Source organism: Streptomyces griseoluteus, assembly GCF_004784465.1.
Lineage (GTDB): Bacteria > Actinomycetota > Actinomycetes > Streptomycetales > Streptomycetaceae > Streptomyces > Streptomyces griseoluteus.
In genome coordinates, this window is sequence record NZ_SRRU01000018.1 from 1 (window position 1) to 13,602 (window position 13,602).

The following is a 13,602-nucleotide window of genomic DNA, read 5'->3' on the forward strand; positions in this document are numbered from 1 at the left end:
TCGATCTTCCGGGTCTCCTTCCTGCGGCGTTCCAAGACGGCAGAAAGACGGGCACATTCGGGCAGTTGACCTTGCTGCCGATGGCTGGATCTGAGCGTGATCGCCGTTGTGCAACACCCTTTAGGGCGTGTATCGAATGTGCTGGTCACAGCCACTCGTTGATGGCGGCTACGAGGACGGTCGCCTCGTAGCGGACGGCGAGTTTGTCGTACCTACTCGCCACGGCGCGGTGCCTTTTGAGGCGACTGATGCCGCACTCCACCGCGTGCCTGGCCTTGTAATCCTCCGGGTCGAACTTCGGTGGACGGCCGCCTTGGGAGCCGAGGTTCTTTCGGTTGCGGGCCTGGTCGGCCTTGTCCGGGATGGTGCAGCGGATGCCGCGTCTGGCCACACCGCACTCGGAGGCCAGCCCCCGATCAGCCGCGTGAACAACGTTGCGGGTCAATACACCTAGTAGGCCCTGGACTCTTACCTCGGACACCAGGGACAAGTAACTGGCGGGTAGCGGCTCCCCGGCCATCGTTTGCCGACGTTGATTCACCTGACACGAGTTGCCGACGCTGCCGACCTGCGGAAACTCGAGCAGTCGAACGCGGGCGCCCGATCGGAGCGCCTTGCCGGACGCCACGTCGCGGCGAAGACCGCGGGCGTCCGACCTCCTGCACGTCGCCGTAGTGCTGCTCATGCATGGTGAGTGTGATGGTGGCCAGGGAGTGTCGTTGGGCTGGAGGGTCTGCCGGGAGTCATCGGCTTCGCGGAATTGGTCAACAGAGGGCGGAGTTGTCTACCGATCCGTCTGTGTGGTCGGAACCGATCTGTGTGCTCGGGCGGGCTGACGGAGTGCACTGACCAGTGCGCGTGGGTCGTCGGCGTGGAAGCGGATGGTGTGGGCCTTTTCCGTTGCGCCGAGCGGGCGGGTGAAGGGGAGTGGCCGGTTCAGCTCCAGGGTCACCGAGGTCTGGCTGCCCACAATCAGGTCGAGGACCCCGTCCTCGGAGAGGGTGATCAGGCGGCCCTCGGGATAGCGCCGGTCGACGCGGACCGAGGCGACCGCGTCCGGCGGTACGGCGAGGTCGAAGAGGGCTCCGTAGCGGATCCGCAGAGAGCCGTCGGGGCGCACGACGTGCGGCCGGGTGACGCAGGCGGCGTGCAGGGCCAGTACGAGGACGACGCCGTACAGGTCGAGTACCAGGATCACCCGGTGGACCACCGGCCAAGGGATGAGGAAGGCCAGGCCCACCGTCTCGATCACCATCACGAAGAGCAGCCCGTACATCATCGCGGTCTGGGGCCCGGTGTACGCGGCAGCGAGGTCCCCGGGGCGCACCCCGTGCGTGCCGCGCCGGACCCACCGCCCCAGGGAGGCGAGGGCGCGCAGCTCGTGGAGGATCAGGCGGCGGACCGTCACCGGCACGGCCTCCTGTACGGCGGACCGCCGCGCCGCCCGGCGGTCCGCGCCGCGGGCGCGCGCGGCGACGTACAACGAGCGCAGCACCCAGGCCTCCAGCAGCAGCACCGCGAGCACCAGCGCCTCGGCGCCCGCCAGTGCCCACCCGGGCGGCCGGACCCCGGCCACCAGGCAGGCCGCCAGGGCCAGTTCCCCCGGTAGTACGGCGGCGACCGCGACCCGCGCCGCCCGTACGCCCCTTGATCGGCTACTCATCCCCGGCCCCTTTCCATGAACGCGTCCATGAGCCGGTCCACGACTTCCGCCTGCGCTGGGGTGTACTCGGCGAGCAGCGCCTCCTTGAACCCGGTCACGACGACCCCGTCCTCGGGGATTGCGGCGAACAGCTCCTCGGGGACGGCTGCCATCAGGTCAGCTGCCAAGGGTGCGATCCGCGGATCGTCGGCGGGGGCTTCGGCGAGCGCGTCGAGGCGCTCATACAGTTCGACGACTGCGGGATCGGCGACCAGAGTTCCGAGCAGCGCGAAAATCTCCTGACTACCGGAGCTGGTGGCGTCCATCAGCGTGAGGTACTCGCGGTCCTTGGCCGCGCTCGGCGAGTCTGTTCGGGGGGCCTGTGCCAGCAGTGCGGCGAGGCCGGGTGAGACGGGCCCGGTGGCGCCGGGCGGCTCGGCGAGCAGGGCGCCGAGCCGGCTGCGACGCTCCCTGATGTCGGCTTCCTGGCGGGCCAGGTCGGCGTCGAGTTCTTCCAATATCTCGGTCAGTTCGCGCCCGGCATCGTTGGCGAGGACGTCGCGCACTTCATCGAGGCGGAGGCCGAGTTCGGTGAGCCTTCGCACCCTGGCGAGCAGGACGGCGTCGCGGACGCTGTAGGAGGACCAGTCCCAGTGAGCCGAGCTGGTCCTCCATCCCGTCCCGGTATGCCTGATGGATAGTGCCGCGCTTGCCGTGGCACACGTCGCGGGCCAGCTTGTGCCGGGACTCCTGCACGGTGAGCTGGCGGTTCATCTGGCGGCGGTAGGTGTCGTCGACCGGGTCGACGACACGGAGCAGGTGCTCGGTCTTGGCGATCCGGCCGTACTCGGCGAATGCCTGACCCAGCGGGGTCGGGTGGCCTTCGCGTCCGAACATCCGCAGCAGGTCGTAGGCGCGAACCTGGTTAGTGAAGTGGTGAGTTGGTGGCCGCGTCGGCCGACCGTGCCGAGGTGACCCGCAAGGACGCCGACGCCGTGCTGGCCGCGTTCGCCGAGGTCGTCGGCGACATCGTCTCCAAGGGCGACGAGAAGGTCACCATCCCCAGCTTCCTGACCTTCGAGCGCACCCACCGTGCCGCTCGTACCGCGCGCAACCCGCAGACCGGTGAGCCCATCAACATCCCGGCCGGCTACAGCGTGAAGGTCTCCGCAGGCAGCAAGCTGAAGGAAGCCGCTAAGGGCGAATAGAGAGTCGTCGCCAGGGAGCGGGGCCCCACCGACCGGTGGGGCCCCGCTGCCATTGAGTGGCCCTCGTCAACCTCTCTCCCGCCGCTACACGCCTGCCCTGCGGAGGGCCCCGCCACGGCTTCGCATGGTCACCTTGGCTTCGCCGAGCAGAGCGTGGACGAATCCGTATGACCTTCCGTGCTCCTCTGCGATGGCCCAGATCGAGGCACCGTCTTCGTACTTCTGCTTGAAGTCGGCGGCGACCTTGCCCCGCGCGTTGCCAGTGATCTGCTTGTTCTTCGGCATGATGGGAAACCCTCTTCGTTCACGGTGTGGCGTTGTGCCAGGTGAGCATCGCCCTGCGCTGCAGAGAAAGCTCACGGATCGCGAATCGGCGCCAGGAACGGGACACGCTGGCTGGCGTGGGTTCCGTCTGGAGCGGCTGGGGAACCACGAGGGCTGAGGCCGGCCATCCCCGTCTCGCTTGGGAAGGCTCGGGGTGAGGTAGAGGCCCTTCAGGGGTGTCCGCTCGCCCTGTCGTAACCACCGACAGTGCGTGAGAACGGCACACGCCGTTCTCACCTCTGTACTCTCGTCCGTCCGTCCGTCAGCGCGGGCGCTTCAGCGCCATGTTCCGCCCCCCCACCGGCGTCCGCCAAGCTGGCCTGCGGTGGGCCCGACGGCGATACTGCCCGTGTCCCAGCCCGTCAGCATGCGGAGGCATCAGGTGGTCCAGGACGAGATCCGGCATCCAGCACTAACCGGGGGGCTCTGGCCGGTGATCAGCATCCGAATACGCCGTGAGGACCAGCGCCTGCGGGCGGCTTCCTGGCGGCCGGCCCCGCAGGCCATACCGGAAGATGTCCTTCTGCCCTGCGCCTGGCGGGAATTGGAGGGCCTGACCGAGGTTGCCGTAGGCCTGAGCCGGTCCCGCATCTACGTGCGTGAACTCGCCGAACACGAGCTGGCCGGCCGGCTCGTGTTGTGCCTGCGGGGCGCCCCCGGGGCAATCCAGGTTCAGGGTCCGATGGCGCCCGTCGGCGAGGTGCTGGCTGCCCGGACCCGTTCCGCCGTGCTGCACGTTGCCGCAGTGCACCACGCAGCCGACCGCGAAGAGGACAGACAGGTCTGGCGCGCCCGGGCCCGTCAACTCCTCAAGGCCAGCCGCGCCGCCCGCCGCGGCCGCAGCGTTCGGGCCACTTCAGCAGGGTTGCCCACCCTCGGCGGCCGCTCCTGAACCCTGGCCTCGGGATTGGTGAGCTCGCATGTTTCAGGTGTCGCGTATTTCTGACGGGATGGGCATGCGCACCCGCTCCGACGCCGCGAGGATCATGCTGATCTTCGCGGGCATTCTGGCCTTCGTCGCCTCCGGCTTCGAGCACGTCGTCGCCAACATGACGACCTTCTCGCTCGGCCTCTTCGAGCACGTCCCCGGTGTGACCGTGGGCGCGTTCGCCCACAACCTCCTCTTCGTCGGCCTCGGCAACCTGGCCGGCGGCGGACTGCTGGTGGGCGTGGCGTACGCCGTCGCCGGCCGGAGCGGAACCCCGTCGGTCACCACCCCGGACAGCATCCCGGCCCCCCGCGCCGGTGAGGCTCCCGAGTCCGCGGCAGCGCTCACGGCCCCGGCGGCCAGCAAGGCCTGACCTCTGAAACGCGACGACCGCCCGGCCCCTGAAAGGGGCCGGGCGGTCGTCTGTGTACTGCCGGATTCACGGCGTACGGCGAGGCCTCACGGTGTGCCCGGAATCGGGCCGAAGGCGGAGGGGGCGCGGAACCCTTCCCCGTCCTCGTGCTGTCGCAGCGGGCCGCCCACGACGAACCCGGTCATGCGGTCCTCTCCGATCACGTGCACGTCGGACGACTCGTCCACGGCGATGCCGTAGACGAGCTCCACCGTCCGGACCTCCTCGGGCGTGCCCTCGCGGATGACAAGGCCGCGGTAGAGCGTCTCCAGCAGGAGTCCCCGGACGTTCTCCACGTACAGGTCGACCCGGGGGAGGTGGTCCTCCGCGGTCGCCCGCAGGAGGAGCCGGTCGCCGTGCGCGGCCGTGTAGTGCCACAGCTGGAAGACGCGCTCGGAGCGGTAGATCTCGGTCATGGGCGCTCCCTACGCGGTGTCGGGCATCCGCAGGAAACCGGAGGGCTCGTCGTCGGCCGCACCGGTCTCCCGGTACTGCAGCGGGCCTCCGACGATGAACCCGGTCATGCGGTCCTCCCCGATCACGTGGAGAAACGATCGCCGGGCAAAGGCTCTCGGACCGAGGAGCGAGGCCACCTGTTCCTTCTCTCTGTCTGTGCCACGGCGGATCGTGATCCCCTCGTAGGACGGACGCAGGAACACCGCGGTCACCCCGCCCACGTGCAGATCGACGCGGGTGTCCGAGGCCGTCCGCCGGGAGCTGCGCAACAGCAGCCTTTGATGGTGGGCGACCGTGTACTGCCACACCGTGAAGGTGCGCGGAGAGGAGAACGCCTCGGTGACCTTCATGTCCTCCACTTCGGTTACCTCTTCTCTCCTGGCCGCAGGGGCGGGAGGAGCTTGATCTCCTCCCCACCGTCCCAGAAGGTCACATTGTTCCAGTCCAGTTTCTCCGTTCGGTAGTAGCCCCCAGTTGTCTCCCTGCCCTGATTTCACGAACGCGTCGAACTTCTCCTGGTACGTCGCTGTGGGCGGGTTCCAGCCCTTCATGGACACGGCGATCATCTGGTTCTTGCTCTGGCGTCGTTGACCCCCTGCATCCACTTGGTATAGGGCTGCCCCTTGGGCAGTCTCCCGATCTCTTCCTTGGACGAGAAGCGGAGTACGGCCCGCCAGCACCTAGAAGGAGTGAAGGCCCTCGACGGTCAGACTGGTAGGTGACGGCCGGCCGGTCGTAGGAGCGGACGGCGGTGACGGTCGCCTCGGCGCCCCTGTCGGTGCACAGTGTGTCGCCAGTGCGCAGATCGCCGGCCGCGGCCCAGGTGCGGAGGCTGGGGCTCCAGAAGGGATGGTCGGCGGTGGCCGTGACCTTGCCACGGTGCCCGGTCGGTCCCCGGATCGTGATGGCGGTGAGGTGCTTGTCACCCTTGGAGACGATCTGACGGGTGACCCGGTGTGCACCGGTCTCACCGGCCGTCGGGTCGGTGGCCCGGACCAGATCCCCGGTGTGGACCCGCTCGATCGGCTTTTGCTTACCGTCGCCCATGAGCACGCGCGTGCCGGGGAGGAAGCACTCGCCGCAGCCCCTCATCGCTGCGCGCAGGCCCCGATACATCATGCCCGCCAGGCGCATCTTTGTGGCGATGGTGGCCTGTTCGCCAAATTCCCAGCAGCTCATGAGGTCGTGCTTGACCATGCAATTTTCGAGAGCGTCGACGGGGATGCCGGTCACGATCATCTCGAGCTCGATCAGGCCGTCGACTATGACCTCCAGCTTTGGCGTCTTCGAGAGGACGTCACAGAAGACCTCGTTGTGCTGGCACCAGCGGCCTGGGTTCTCCTGGGCCTCGCAGCCGAGGAGGCCGCATCGGTACAGCTCGGCCGGCGTGCTGCCATTGCGTTTGCCTGGCTGCTTTGACGGTGAGTGATCGATGTAGACGGTTCACCGTCGGCTCGGCGGGTGCAGGAAGATCCTGGTATGGACACCTGCGACAGTCATCAGACGGTGCAGTCGCCGCGGTTGCGGCCCGGGGATCGGGTGCGGATCGTCTCGCCAGCCAGTCCACCCAGCCGCGAGGGAGTTGCCCGTGGCGTCGAGGTACTGAAGTCATGGGGGCTGCGGGTCGAGTTGGGCGAGCACGTCTTCGACCAATGGGGGTACATGGCCGGGCGGGATGAGGATCGCGTCTTCGACCTGAACTCCGCCTTCGCTGACTCTGGAGTCCGCGCGGTGATTGCCACCCGGGGCGGCAAAGGCGCCTACCGCATCGTCGACGACCTGGATATGGACGCCCTGCGGCACGACCCAAAACCCTTGGTCGGCTTCAGCGACATCACTCACCTCCATCTTGCCCTGTGGGCGCGATGCGGTCTGGCCTCGCTGCATGGCCCGTTCGCCAACTGGAGCGACGAATGGTCCGGGCCGGCGTCAGCCGAAGCCCTTCGCCGCGCGCTGATGACCACCGACCCTGTGATCATCCAACGGGACACGAGCCAAGCCAGCGCGGCGGTCACCGTCGAGGGTAGAGCGACCGGTGTCTTGGTCGGCGGCAATCTTGACGCGATCCGCACCGAGGCCGGAGCCGGTCTGCGGAGCCTTAAGGGAGCGATCCTCTTTCTCGAACACCAGAGAGGCACAGGGCTGGGAGAGGTCGACCGCGCACTGACTCAGCTGACCCGTACTGGGGCCATGGAGGGGCTGTGCGGTGTCGCACTTGGCCAGTTCCTCGGCTTTGACCAGGATGCCGATGATCCAACCCTGGGGGGATGGGGCATCGCCGACGTCCTGCGCGACCGGCTGACGCACCTGGGTGTTCCCGTTCTCGGTGGGCTCCCTGCCGGACACGGCCTGCATCCTCCGACCATCCCGCTCGGCACTCAGGCCAGGATCGATACCGCCGAAGGAACCTTGACGGTTCAGCCAGCCGTCGTCTGACTGTCGACCGCCTTACCCAGCGTGCAACGCCCATCGCCGCCCGCGCCCGCGACCACGGCGTCAGCCGCACCGCCGTCGCCGACCCGATGTTCGATCACACCGCGATCGCGCACCCTGCGGCCGCGCCTTCGACGGCGGGATCAGCGGCTCAGCGATCTCCCACCGCCCGTCCGGAACAATCCAACTCCACACACCCCGCCCCATGACCGACCCAACGAGCCGAACCCACATAGGACACACGGTCTTAGCTTGTTCTGTATCTTCTGGCGCTCCTGAAGTGGTGCGGGCAGAGTGGGCGGCATGACAGACAGTTCCGGCCCTGTTCCTGAGGATGTAGGCGACCGCCAGGCGATAGAGCACATCCTCGGTCGTCCCTTGAGCCAGGCATGGCCGACGGGTGCACTGGCACCGGGCAGCCGGGTCACGGTCGTTCGCGACCAGGACTGGGACGGCCCTTGGCAGGTCGAGTTTCTCGGAACGATCGATGCCATGGGTGCACCCGAACCCAACACACATGCCCAGGCGCACAGAGGCGAGCTGCTGTACTGGGTCCCCTGTGGACCTGACGCTGCTGCCCGAGCATCGTCGCGGGCATGGAGCGATGTACGGCGGCCTGAACCACGGCCGGATCGCCGTCGACCGGCTCCAGACGGTGCTGGCCGGGCTGCCGCTGCCGCGTTTAGAGGGCGGGCGCCTGGTCCTGGTGGTCGACGTGTCGCCGTGGCTCCGCTCGGATGCGCCATGCTCGGCGGAGCGCCTGTTGTGCCACGTCTACGGCCGCGCGAAGACGGCCTCGCAGTTCATTCCGGGCTGGCCCTACTCCTTCGTGGCCGCGCTGGAGCCGGGCGCCACGTCCTGGACCGCGATCCTGGACACGGTTCGGCTCGACCAAGCCTTCGGCCCCGACCGAATCGTCTCGGGCCGCCGCAGCGGGGGCGGGACCCGTCGGATGGTGCAAGGACAGCAGCGGCGCGGCCATGCAGTCCAGGACGCAAGGATGCCTGCGCGGGCTGCTCGTCCTCACCGCGACACGTGACGGCGCCCCCATCGGCAACGCGACCATGAAGGTCATCCAGGAGATCAACCTCGACCCGAAGTACAACCAGTTCATCACATGGACCGAGCGGTCTCTGGTCAACATGGCGGGCATCGGTTCCACGACGCTGACGTCGTTCGCCGAAGAGTGCTCGACCACCACCGCCTGCACCGAGAGCAACGGCCTCTGGTCCGGCAGCACCACATGGACCGCGGGCGACCCACACGTTGCCACCCGCACCAACACGTACTCGTGGAACAAGGTCAGCGGTGGTGAGGATCTCCTCAACTTCACCTGGGAGACCAGCTGGTCCACCCCGAACGCCGCCGTCCAAGCGGTCCCGAAGTGGAGCAACAGCGGGTTCGACGTCCGGTGCGACAACAAGGTGGGCGGCAACACGGGCTGCGTGTTCCCCAAGTACACCCCGACGCTGCAGTTCAATACGAAGAAATACCCGGCCGCGGCCGCCTACTACTGGGTGCTCATGGAGAAGCTGGCATCCCACCCGGGAAGTGAGCAGCACAACAAACCGCTGCACCGCCTGGCCGATGATGCGAAGGCCAAGGACAACCGGGACAAGATGTGCATGCTGTCCGTGGTGGAGTGGAACCCGAACCCCAACGCCGAGGGAACGAGCTGCGACGAGTACCCCTTCGCCAAGTCCCGTGAGAGTGGCGGGATGACGCTCACCTCGGGCAAATACTCCGTGCAGATGTATTCGGCCAAGCAGGCCGACGGCACCTCGATGCTGGAACTGGACAGCAACTACCCCCTCCCGACCTGGAACGAGATATGCGGCCGGGCCGCGGTGCCGGCCAAGCAGAACACCGATGCTGGCGGAGACCTCGGACGATTCACCTCGGAGGTCCGACTCCTGGACTCTGAGGCCTACTTCGTACAGAGCGGCTTCGAGTACTGCGACATAAATTCCGTCTGCAACATCAGCTAAGGGCTGTCCCGTAGTGATCTTGCTCTGCGATGATCTTGCCCGTGTCAGGTGTGATCACGGCGCCCGAGCCGTTCTGGATAGCCCCGTTTACCGGGCTGAGCCCGCGCGCCTTCGGCAAGTTGGTGACCGCGCTGCGCCGTGAGGGTGCCGATTCCCCGGGCCGGGGCCGGCCGTGGAAGCTGTCGCTGGAGGACCGAGTGCTGCTGGTCGCCACATACTGGCGGACGAACTTGACGATGCGGCAACTGGCCCCGCTGTTCGGGGTGTCGAAGTCAGCCGCGGACCGGGTGATCGACAACTTCGGCCCGCGGCTCGCGCTGCATCCCCGCCGGCGGTTCGCCAAGGACGCGGTATTGATCGTGGACGGCACTCTGGTACCTACCCGCGACCACAAGGTGGCCGAGCAGTCGAAGAACTATCGCTACTCCACCAACCACCAGGTCGTCATTGACGCGGACACCCGCCTGGTCGTTGTGGTCGGTGAGCCTTTGCCAGGCAATCGCAACGACTGCAGGGCATGGGAGGAGTCTGGCGCGAAGGCTGCCGTGGGCAAGACCCTCACGATGGCCGACGGCGGCTATCCGGGCACCGGCCTCCTCATGCCCCACCGCCGCACTCCGGGCGAGGAGATGCCGGGTTGGAAGCACGAGCACAACCGCTCGCACATGGTCCGAGCCCGCGTCGAGCACGTCTTCGCCCGCATGAAGACCTGGAAGATCCTCCGCGACTGCCGCCTGAAGGGCGACGGTGTCCGCCACGCCATGCTCGGCATCGCCCGACTGCACAACCTCGCTCTCACGGGATAACTCCCTCCGCACGCGAGACCTGAGAGGTCCGAGAGAGACGGCTCCTCACCTCGCTGACTCAGAGGATCCTCAGTCGAGACAGAACTCGTTGCCCTCAATATCCTGCATCACGATGCAGGACTCGTTCTCGCCATCGGCACGCATCGTTCGCACATGTACCGCGCCGAGCTCGACCAGCCGTGCGCATTCGGCTTCAAGCGTGGCCAGGCGCTCCTCACCCACGAGCCCGATCCCGGCCCGCACGTCAAGATGCAGCCGGTTCTTGACAACCTTCCCTTCGGGAACGCGCTGGAAGAGCACGCGCGGGCCCACACCCGAGGGATCACTGCACGCGAAGTAGACCACCTGATCCTCGGGCGGCAGCGAGCGATGGTAGTCCTCCCAAGTAGCGAACCCCGTCGGGATCGGAGGTACGACGTACCCCAGCACCTCGCACCAGAAGCCGGCGAGACGCGCGGGGTCCGCGCAGTCGAAGGTCACTTGGAACTTCTTGATCGTTGACATCGGCGCACGATAACAAGGGCCCTGCTCATCTCCCCGCGCGGCTGGGGCCACACGTTGTCGGGAGGACTGCTCCTGCCAACCACTGCTGTGTCGTGCGGTCGCAGAGGTGGACCGAGGTCAGTGCCCCCAAAGGGTGGGATCCAGGACCCAACCCCGGCCAACCACTCTCGTGTCAAAGATCAGTTACGGGACAGCCCTTAAAGGCTGTTGCACAACGGCTGGTCGATCTTCCGGGTCTCCTTCCTGCGGCGTTCCAAGACGGCAGAAAGACGGGCACATTCGGGCAGTTGACCTTGCTGCCGATGGCTGGATCTGAGCGTGATCGCCGTTGTGCAACACCCTTTAGGAGACGATCACACCGCGCTGCAGCATCAGCTCCTCCACCTCACGGAAGCTGAGCGGGAAGCGGAAACCCAGCCACACACAGGGGGAGATCACCTCGACCGGGTACCGATGCCCCTTGCATGACGGCGACACGACCCCCACGGACAACCCCCTCCAGCAAGATCAACTCGAAGATCATCCCGCCGAGCCAGGCAACGTGAGCTTCTGCGGCGTATGCGACGGGCGTGAACTCGCGGTCCACACATCGGGGCCATGAAGATTTACTGCGCCTTGGGGAAAGCTTGTGGATTCCCGGGAGAGAAGTTTCCTGTTCACGGGGGCCGCGGCGGTTACTGTGCGATCTGCTCCGATGGTCAGGAACGCGTCAAGCGTCATCAAGGGTCGATCCGGAGCCGCATCGTCCTCGGCTGACGCGCTGGCTGCCCGTCGTACGCCGTAATCGTGAATGGGGTGGGGATGTCCAGCCATCGGTTGTCCAAGAAGGGCCGTTACATCGCGTGGGCGACAGTGGGTGTCGCTGTCGTCGCGGGGGCCGGGATCGCGGCGCAGACCTCGATGGCCGCCACCACCTGGCCGGCGCAGAAGACCTTCACCGGGCGCGCCTTCGACACCTGCACCGCTCCCTCCCTGAGCGCCATGAAGGCCTGGAAAACCGGCTTCTACGGGGCTGCCGCCGTCTACGTCGGTGGCAAGAACCGCGGCTGTACCCAGGCCAACCTCACCGCCTCCTGGGTGAAGTCGGTGAACTCGCTCGGCTGGAAGCTCATTCCGATTTACGTCGGCGCCCAGCCGCCCTGCCAGACCAGCTCCAACCCGGAGAAGCTCACCGCTTCCACCGCCGCTTCCCTCGGCACGGCGGACGCGGCGGACGCCGTGGCCAAGGCGTCGGCACTCGGGATGAAGGCCGGCAGCCCGGTCTACCTCGACATGGAGCCGTACGACATCACGAACAAGGCGTGTAACGACGCCGTGTTGACGTACGTGCGCTCCTTCGACAAGGCACTGCGCGCCAAGACGTACCGCAGCGGCTACTACGGCTTCACCAGCTCCAGCGCCAAGGCCATCGCCACCGCGACCGACAAGACGGACCTGCCGGGCAACCTCTGGTACGCGCTGTGGGACAAGACCAACACCACGACCTCGGACTGGCCGTGGGGCTCCACGCAGTTCACCAACCACAGCCGTGGGCACCAGTACATGGTCAACAGCAAGGAATCGCGCGGCGGTTACACGATCACCGTGGACCGCGACGCGTGGGACGCGCCGGTCGCCATCATCGGCTGAACCAGCGCAACAGGCTGCGAGGTTGGAGACGGACAAGGAACAGGGGATGAGCGTCGTCGTCACGGGGCCGGAACTCCGGCTGTTCGCCGTACGGGCAGCGGCGGCGGCGCTGCCCTTGTTCACACTGGGGCTGCTGTGTCCCGTACCGTCCCTCGTGCTCGCGCTGAGGCGGCGCCACCGGGCCGACTGGTGGGCCTTCGCGGGGTTCAGCGCGGTGCTGGCGGCCTGGATCACCGAGCTCGCGCTTACTCCGGTCGACACCCACGGGGTGCTCTTCGCCGCCGACCTGTTGCTCATCCTGCTGTCGATGGCGGGGGCCTCATTGCACGCGTGGACGGCTTGGCCCAGGCCGGCACGGCAAGCAGCGGCACAAGGCTGAGAAGTACGTGGGCACGAAAGCAGGCAAGTAGCAGTGGGCAAGCAGGTCCGACAGGTGTCGCAGGCGCGTACCGCCCGGCAGGAGCAGACGAAGACGGGGCGGCTCGCCGTCATGGGGCGTGCCCTCGTCGTACGGCTTCGCTCGTTGCGTGGGCGCACCATCGCATGGGCGGGGGGCGCGCTGACGGTTGTCGCCGCCCTGACGGTGACCGGCGTCCTCATTTTCGGGGGCGATGACCGGCCGCCCGTCCCCGACACCCGCGCACGGCACTACACGGAGGTCGACGCCTGCCTGCTCACCGGTGAGAAGGGCATCGCCGCGGGAACGACGGCCGCCGAGGTCTGGCAGGGCATGCAGGACGCCTCTCTCAAGACCCACGCGCGGGTGAGCTACACGCCTGTGATGGGGGAGCAGAGCACCGGAAACGCGCGGCCTTTCCTCAACGGGCTGCTCCAGCGCTCCTGTGAGGTCGTGCTCGCCGTCGGCCGGCCCGAGGTTACGGCCACGACGCAGACCGCGCCCAACTACCGGAAGGTGGGCTTCGTCCTCGTCGGGGATGACCACGGCGGTCACCACGGCGCCAACGTGACCGCGGTCCGTACGGGGCACGGACTGCGCGCCGCCGTCGCCGCTTCCGTCGAGCGGGCGGTGGACGGCAGGGATTAAGGGGCGTACGTGTTCGCTCGGCCCGACAGCCGCGGCGACGCGACGGTGCCACGAGCGCTCGCGAATCGTTCGAATGGGTTGGCCGGAGCCGGTCCACTGCCTACCAGCGAACTTCGCAAGACCTTGTGCACCGTCGCACATTCTCCCTCAAAGCGGTTTCCTTGCACCGCCGCCGCACCGCGCTCGTCCTGTCCGCCGCGACCGTCGCCGCGGCCCCCTTGCTCAGC

16 protein-coding genes and 6 pseudogenes are annotated in these 13,602 nt (G+C 67.4%); 11 read left to right on the forward strand and 11 right to left on the reverse strand.

The window, feature by feature from the left end:
• Positions 1-145: 145 nt before the first annotated feature.
• From E5082_RS31450 to E5082_RS31465, 4 genes and pseudogenes are all read right to left on the reverse strand, one after another.
• Positions 146-385: pseudogene (locus tag E5082_RS31450) on the reverse strand (IS5 family transposase); the annotation flags it as partial.
• A gap of 399 nt (positions 386-784) precedes the next feature.
• Positions 785-1,663: a hypothetical protein gene (locus tag E5082_RS31455; protein ID WP_135794626.1), complete on the reverse strand. Its 879-nt coding sequence runs from the start codon at positions 1,661-1,663 to the stop codon at positions 785-787.
• Positions 1,660-2,337 (reverse strand): helix-turn-helix domain-containing protein, encoded by a 678-nt coding sequence (locus tag E5082_RS31460; protein ID WP_380949468.1) that lies wholly within the window; start codon positions 2,335-2,337, stop codon positions 1,660-1,662. The genes E5082_RS31455 and E5082_RS31460 overlap by 4 nt, the downstream gene beginning before the upstream one ends.
• Positions 2,282-2,572: pseudogene (locus E5082_RS31465) on the reverse strand (Tn3 family transposase); the annotation flags it as partial. The pseudogene E5082_RS31465 and the gene E5082_RS31460, both read right to left, overlap by 56 nt.
• A gap of 11 nt (positions 2,573-2,583) precedes the next feature.
• Here E5082_RS31465 and E5082_RS31470 point away from each other — a divergent pair.
• Positions 2,584-2,850, forward strand: coding sequence for an HU family DNA-binding protein (locus E5082_RS31470; RefSeq protein ID WP_135794627.1), 267 nt, complete (start codon positions 2,584-2,586; stop codon positions 2,848-2,850).
• A gap of 84 nt (positions 2,851-2,934) precedes the next feature.
• On the opposite strand, the gene E5082_RS31475 is transcribed toward E5082_RS31470, so the two are convergent.
• Complete coding sequence (locus E5082_RS31475; RefSeq protein WP_135794628.1) at positions 2,935-3,135, reverse strand: helix-turn-helix domain-containing protein; 201 nt, start codon at positions 3,133-3,135, stop codon at positions 2,935-2,937.
• 421 nt (positions 3,136-3,556) lie between these two features.
• Between E5082_RS31475 and E5082_RS31480 the strand changes: the two genes are divergently transcribed.
• Both E5082_RS31480 and E5082_RS31485 read left to right on the forward strand, forming a co-directional pair.
• Positions 3,557-4,066, forward strand: a complete 510-nt coding sequence (locus E5082_RS31480; protein ID WP_135794629.1) for a hypothetical protein — start codon at positions 3,557-3,559, stop codon at positions 4,064-4,066.
• Positions 4,067-4,103: 37 nt separating this feature from the next.
• The gene (locus E5082_RS31485) at positions 4,104-4,475 is read left to right on the forward strand and encodes a formate/nitrite transporter family protein (RefSeq protein ID WP_244321667.1); all 372 of its coding nucleotides are present in this window, start codon (positions 4,104-4,106) and stop codon (positions 4,473-4,475) included.
• Between the two features lie 86 nt (positions 4,476-4,561).
• Here E5082_RS31485 and E5082_RS31490 read toward each other — a convergent pair whose 3' ends face one another.
• The 3 genes and pseudogenes from E5082_RS31490 to E5082_RS33860 all read right to left on the reverse strand — a co-directional run.
• Positions 4,562-4,930: a hypothetical protein gene (locus E5082_RS31490; RefSeq protein ID WP_135794630.1), complete on the reverse strand. Its 369-nt coding sequence runs from the start codon at positions 4,928-4,930 to the stop codon at positions 4,562-4,564.
• Between the two features lie 9 nt (positions 4,931-4,939).
• Entirely contained in the window at positions 4,940-5,536 is a 597-nt protein-coding gene (locus E5082_RS31495; RefSeq protein ID WP_244321668.1) for a hypothetical protein, read from the reverse strand.
• Positions 5,537-5,744: 208 nt separating this feature from the next.
• Positions 5,745-5,993, reverse strand: a pseudogene (locus E5082_RS33860) (polymorphic toxin-type HINT domain-containing protein); the annotation flags it as partial.
• On the opposite strand from E5082_RS33860, the gene E5082_RS33295 reads away from it, so the two are divergent.
• Entirely contained in the window at positions 5,886-6,389 is a 504-nt protein-coding gene (locus tag E5082_RS33295; protein ID WP_244321669.1) for a hypothetical protein, read from the forward strand. The pseudogene E5082_RS33860 and the gene E5082_RS33295 overlap by 108 nt on opposite strands.
• Before the next feature lie 60 nt (positions 6,390-6,449).
• Complete coding sequence (locus tag E5082_RS31505) at positions 6,450-7,406, forward strand: S66 peptidase family protein (RefSeq protein WP_135794633.1); 957 nt, start codon at positions 6,450-6,452, stop codon at positions 7,404-7,406.
• A gap of 111 nt (positions 7,407-7,517) precedes the next feature.
• Here E5082_RS31505 and E5082_RS32730 read toward each other — a convergent pair.
• Positions 7,518-7,610: pseudogene (locus E5082_RS32730) on the reverse strand (IS5/IS1182 family transposase); the annotation flags it as partial.
• A 346-nt stretch (positions 7,611-7,956) separates the two neighbouring features.
• On the opposite strand from E5082_RS32730, the pseudogene E5082_RS31520 reads away from it, so the two are divergent.
• The 3 genes and pseudogenes from E5082_RS31520 to E5082_RS31530 all read left to right on the forward strand — a co-directional run.
• A pseudogene (locus tag E5082_RS31520) lies at positions 7,957-8,382 on the forward strand (transposase); the annotation flags it as partial.
• A gap of 1 nt (position 8,383) precedes the next feature.
• Positions 8,384-9,391, forward strand: coding sequence for a NucA/NucB deoxyribonuclease domain-containing protein (locus E5082_RS31525; RefSeq protein WP_135794635.1), 1,008 nt, complete (start codon positions 8,384-8,386; stop codon positions 9,389-9,391).
• Positions 9,392-9,432: 41 nt separating this feature from the next.
• The gene (locus E5082_RS31530) at positions 9,433-10,197 is read left to right on the forward strand and encodes a transposase (RefSeq protein ID WP_135794636.1); all 765 of its coding nucleotides are present in this window, start codon (positions 9,433-9,435) and stop codon (positions 10,195-10,197) included.
• A 69-nt stretch (positions 10,198-10,266) separates the two neighbouring features.
• Here E5082_RS31530 and E5082_RS31535 read toward each other — a convergent pair whose 3' ends face one another.
• Complete coding sequence (locus E5082_RS31535) at positions 10,267-10,701, reverse strand: VOC family protein (RefSeq protein ID WP_135794637.1); 435 nt, start codon at positions 10,699-10,701, stop codon at positions 10,267-10,269.
• Positions 10,702-11,046: 345 nt separating this feature from the next.
• Positions 11,047-11,187: pseudogene (locus E5082_RS31540) on the reverse strand (IS6 family transposase); the annotation flags it as partial.
• Between the two features lie 315 nt (positions 11,188-11,502).
• On the opposite strand from E5082_RS31540, the gene E5082_RS31545 reads away from it, so the two are divergent.
• The 3 genes from E5082_RS31545 to E5082_RS31555 are packed head-to-tail and all read left to right on the forward strand — an operon-like array spanning position 11,503 to position 13,375.
• The gene (locus tag E5082_RS31545; RefSeq protein ID WP_135794638.1) at positions 11,503-12,330 is read left to right on the forward strand and encodes a glycoside hydrolase domain-containing protein; all 828 of its coding nucleotides are present in this window, start codon (positions 11,503-11,505) and stop codon (positions 12,328-12,330) included.
• A gap of 46 nt (positions 12,331-12,376) precedes the next feature.
• Positions 12,377-12,709, forward strand: coding sequence for a hypothetical protein (locus E5082_RS31550; RefSeq protein WP_244321670.1), 333 nt, complete (start codon positions 12,377-12,379; stop codon positions 12,707-12,709).
• A 33-nt stretch (positions 12,710-12,742) separates the two neighbouring features.
• Positions 12,743-13,375 (forward strand): hypothetical protein, encoded by a 633-nt coding sequence (locus E5082_RS31555; protein WP_135794639.1) that lies wholly within the window; start codon positions 12,743-12,745, stop codon positions 13,373-13,375.
• Positions 13,376-13,602: the final 227 nt, after the last annotated feature.

Coding starts and splice junctions, on each gene's coding strand:
- E5082_RS31455 (WP_135794626.1), bottom strand. CDS start 1,663: ATGAGTAGCCGATCAAGGGGCGTACGGGCGGCGCGGGTCGCGGTCGCC.
- E5082_RS31475 (WP_135794628.1), bottom strand. CDS start 3,135: ATGCCGAAGAACAAGCAGATCACTGGCAACGCGCGGGGCAAGGTCGCC.
- E5082_RS31490 (WP_135794630.1), bottom strand. CDS start 4,930: ATGACCGAGATCTACCGCTCCGAGCGCGTCTTCCAGCTGTGGCACTAC.
- E5082_RS31495 (WP_244321668.1), bottom strand. CDS start 5,536: ATGATCGCCGTGTCCATGAAGGGCTGGAACCCGCCCACAGCGACGTAC.
- E5082_RS31505 (WP_135794633.1), top strand. CDS start 6,450: ATGGACACCTGCGACAGTCATCAGACGGTGCAGTCGCCGCGGTTGCGG.
- E5082_RS31525 (WP_135794635.1), top strand. CDS start 8,384: ATGCAGTCCAGGACGCAAGGATGCCTGCGCGGGCTGCTCGTCCTCACC.
- E5082_RS31535 (WP_135794637.1), bottom strand. CDS start 10,701: ATGTCAACGATCAAGAAGTTCCAAGTGACCTTCGACTGCGCGGACCCC.
- E5082_RS31545 (WP_135794638.1), top strand. CDS start 11,503: ATGTCCAGCCATCGGTTGTCCAAGAAGGGCCGTTACATCGCGTGGGCG.
- E5082_RS31550 (WP_244321670.1), top strand. CDS start 12,377: ATGAGCGTCGTCGTCACGGGGCCGGAACTCCGGCTGTTCGCCGTACGG.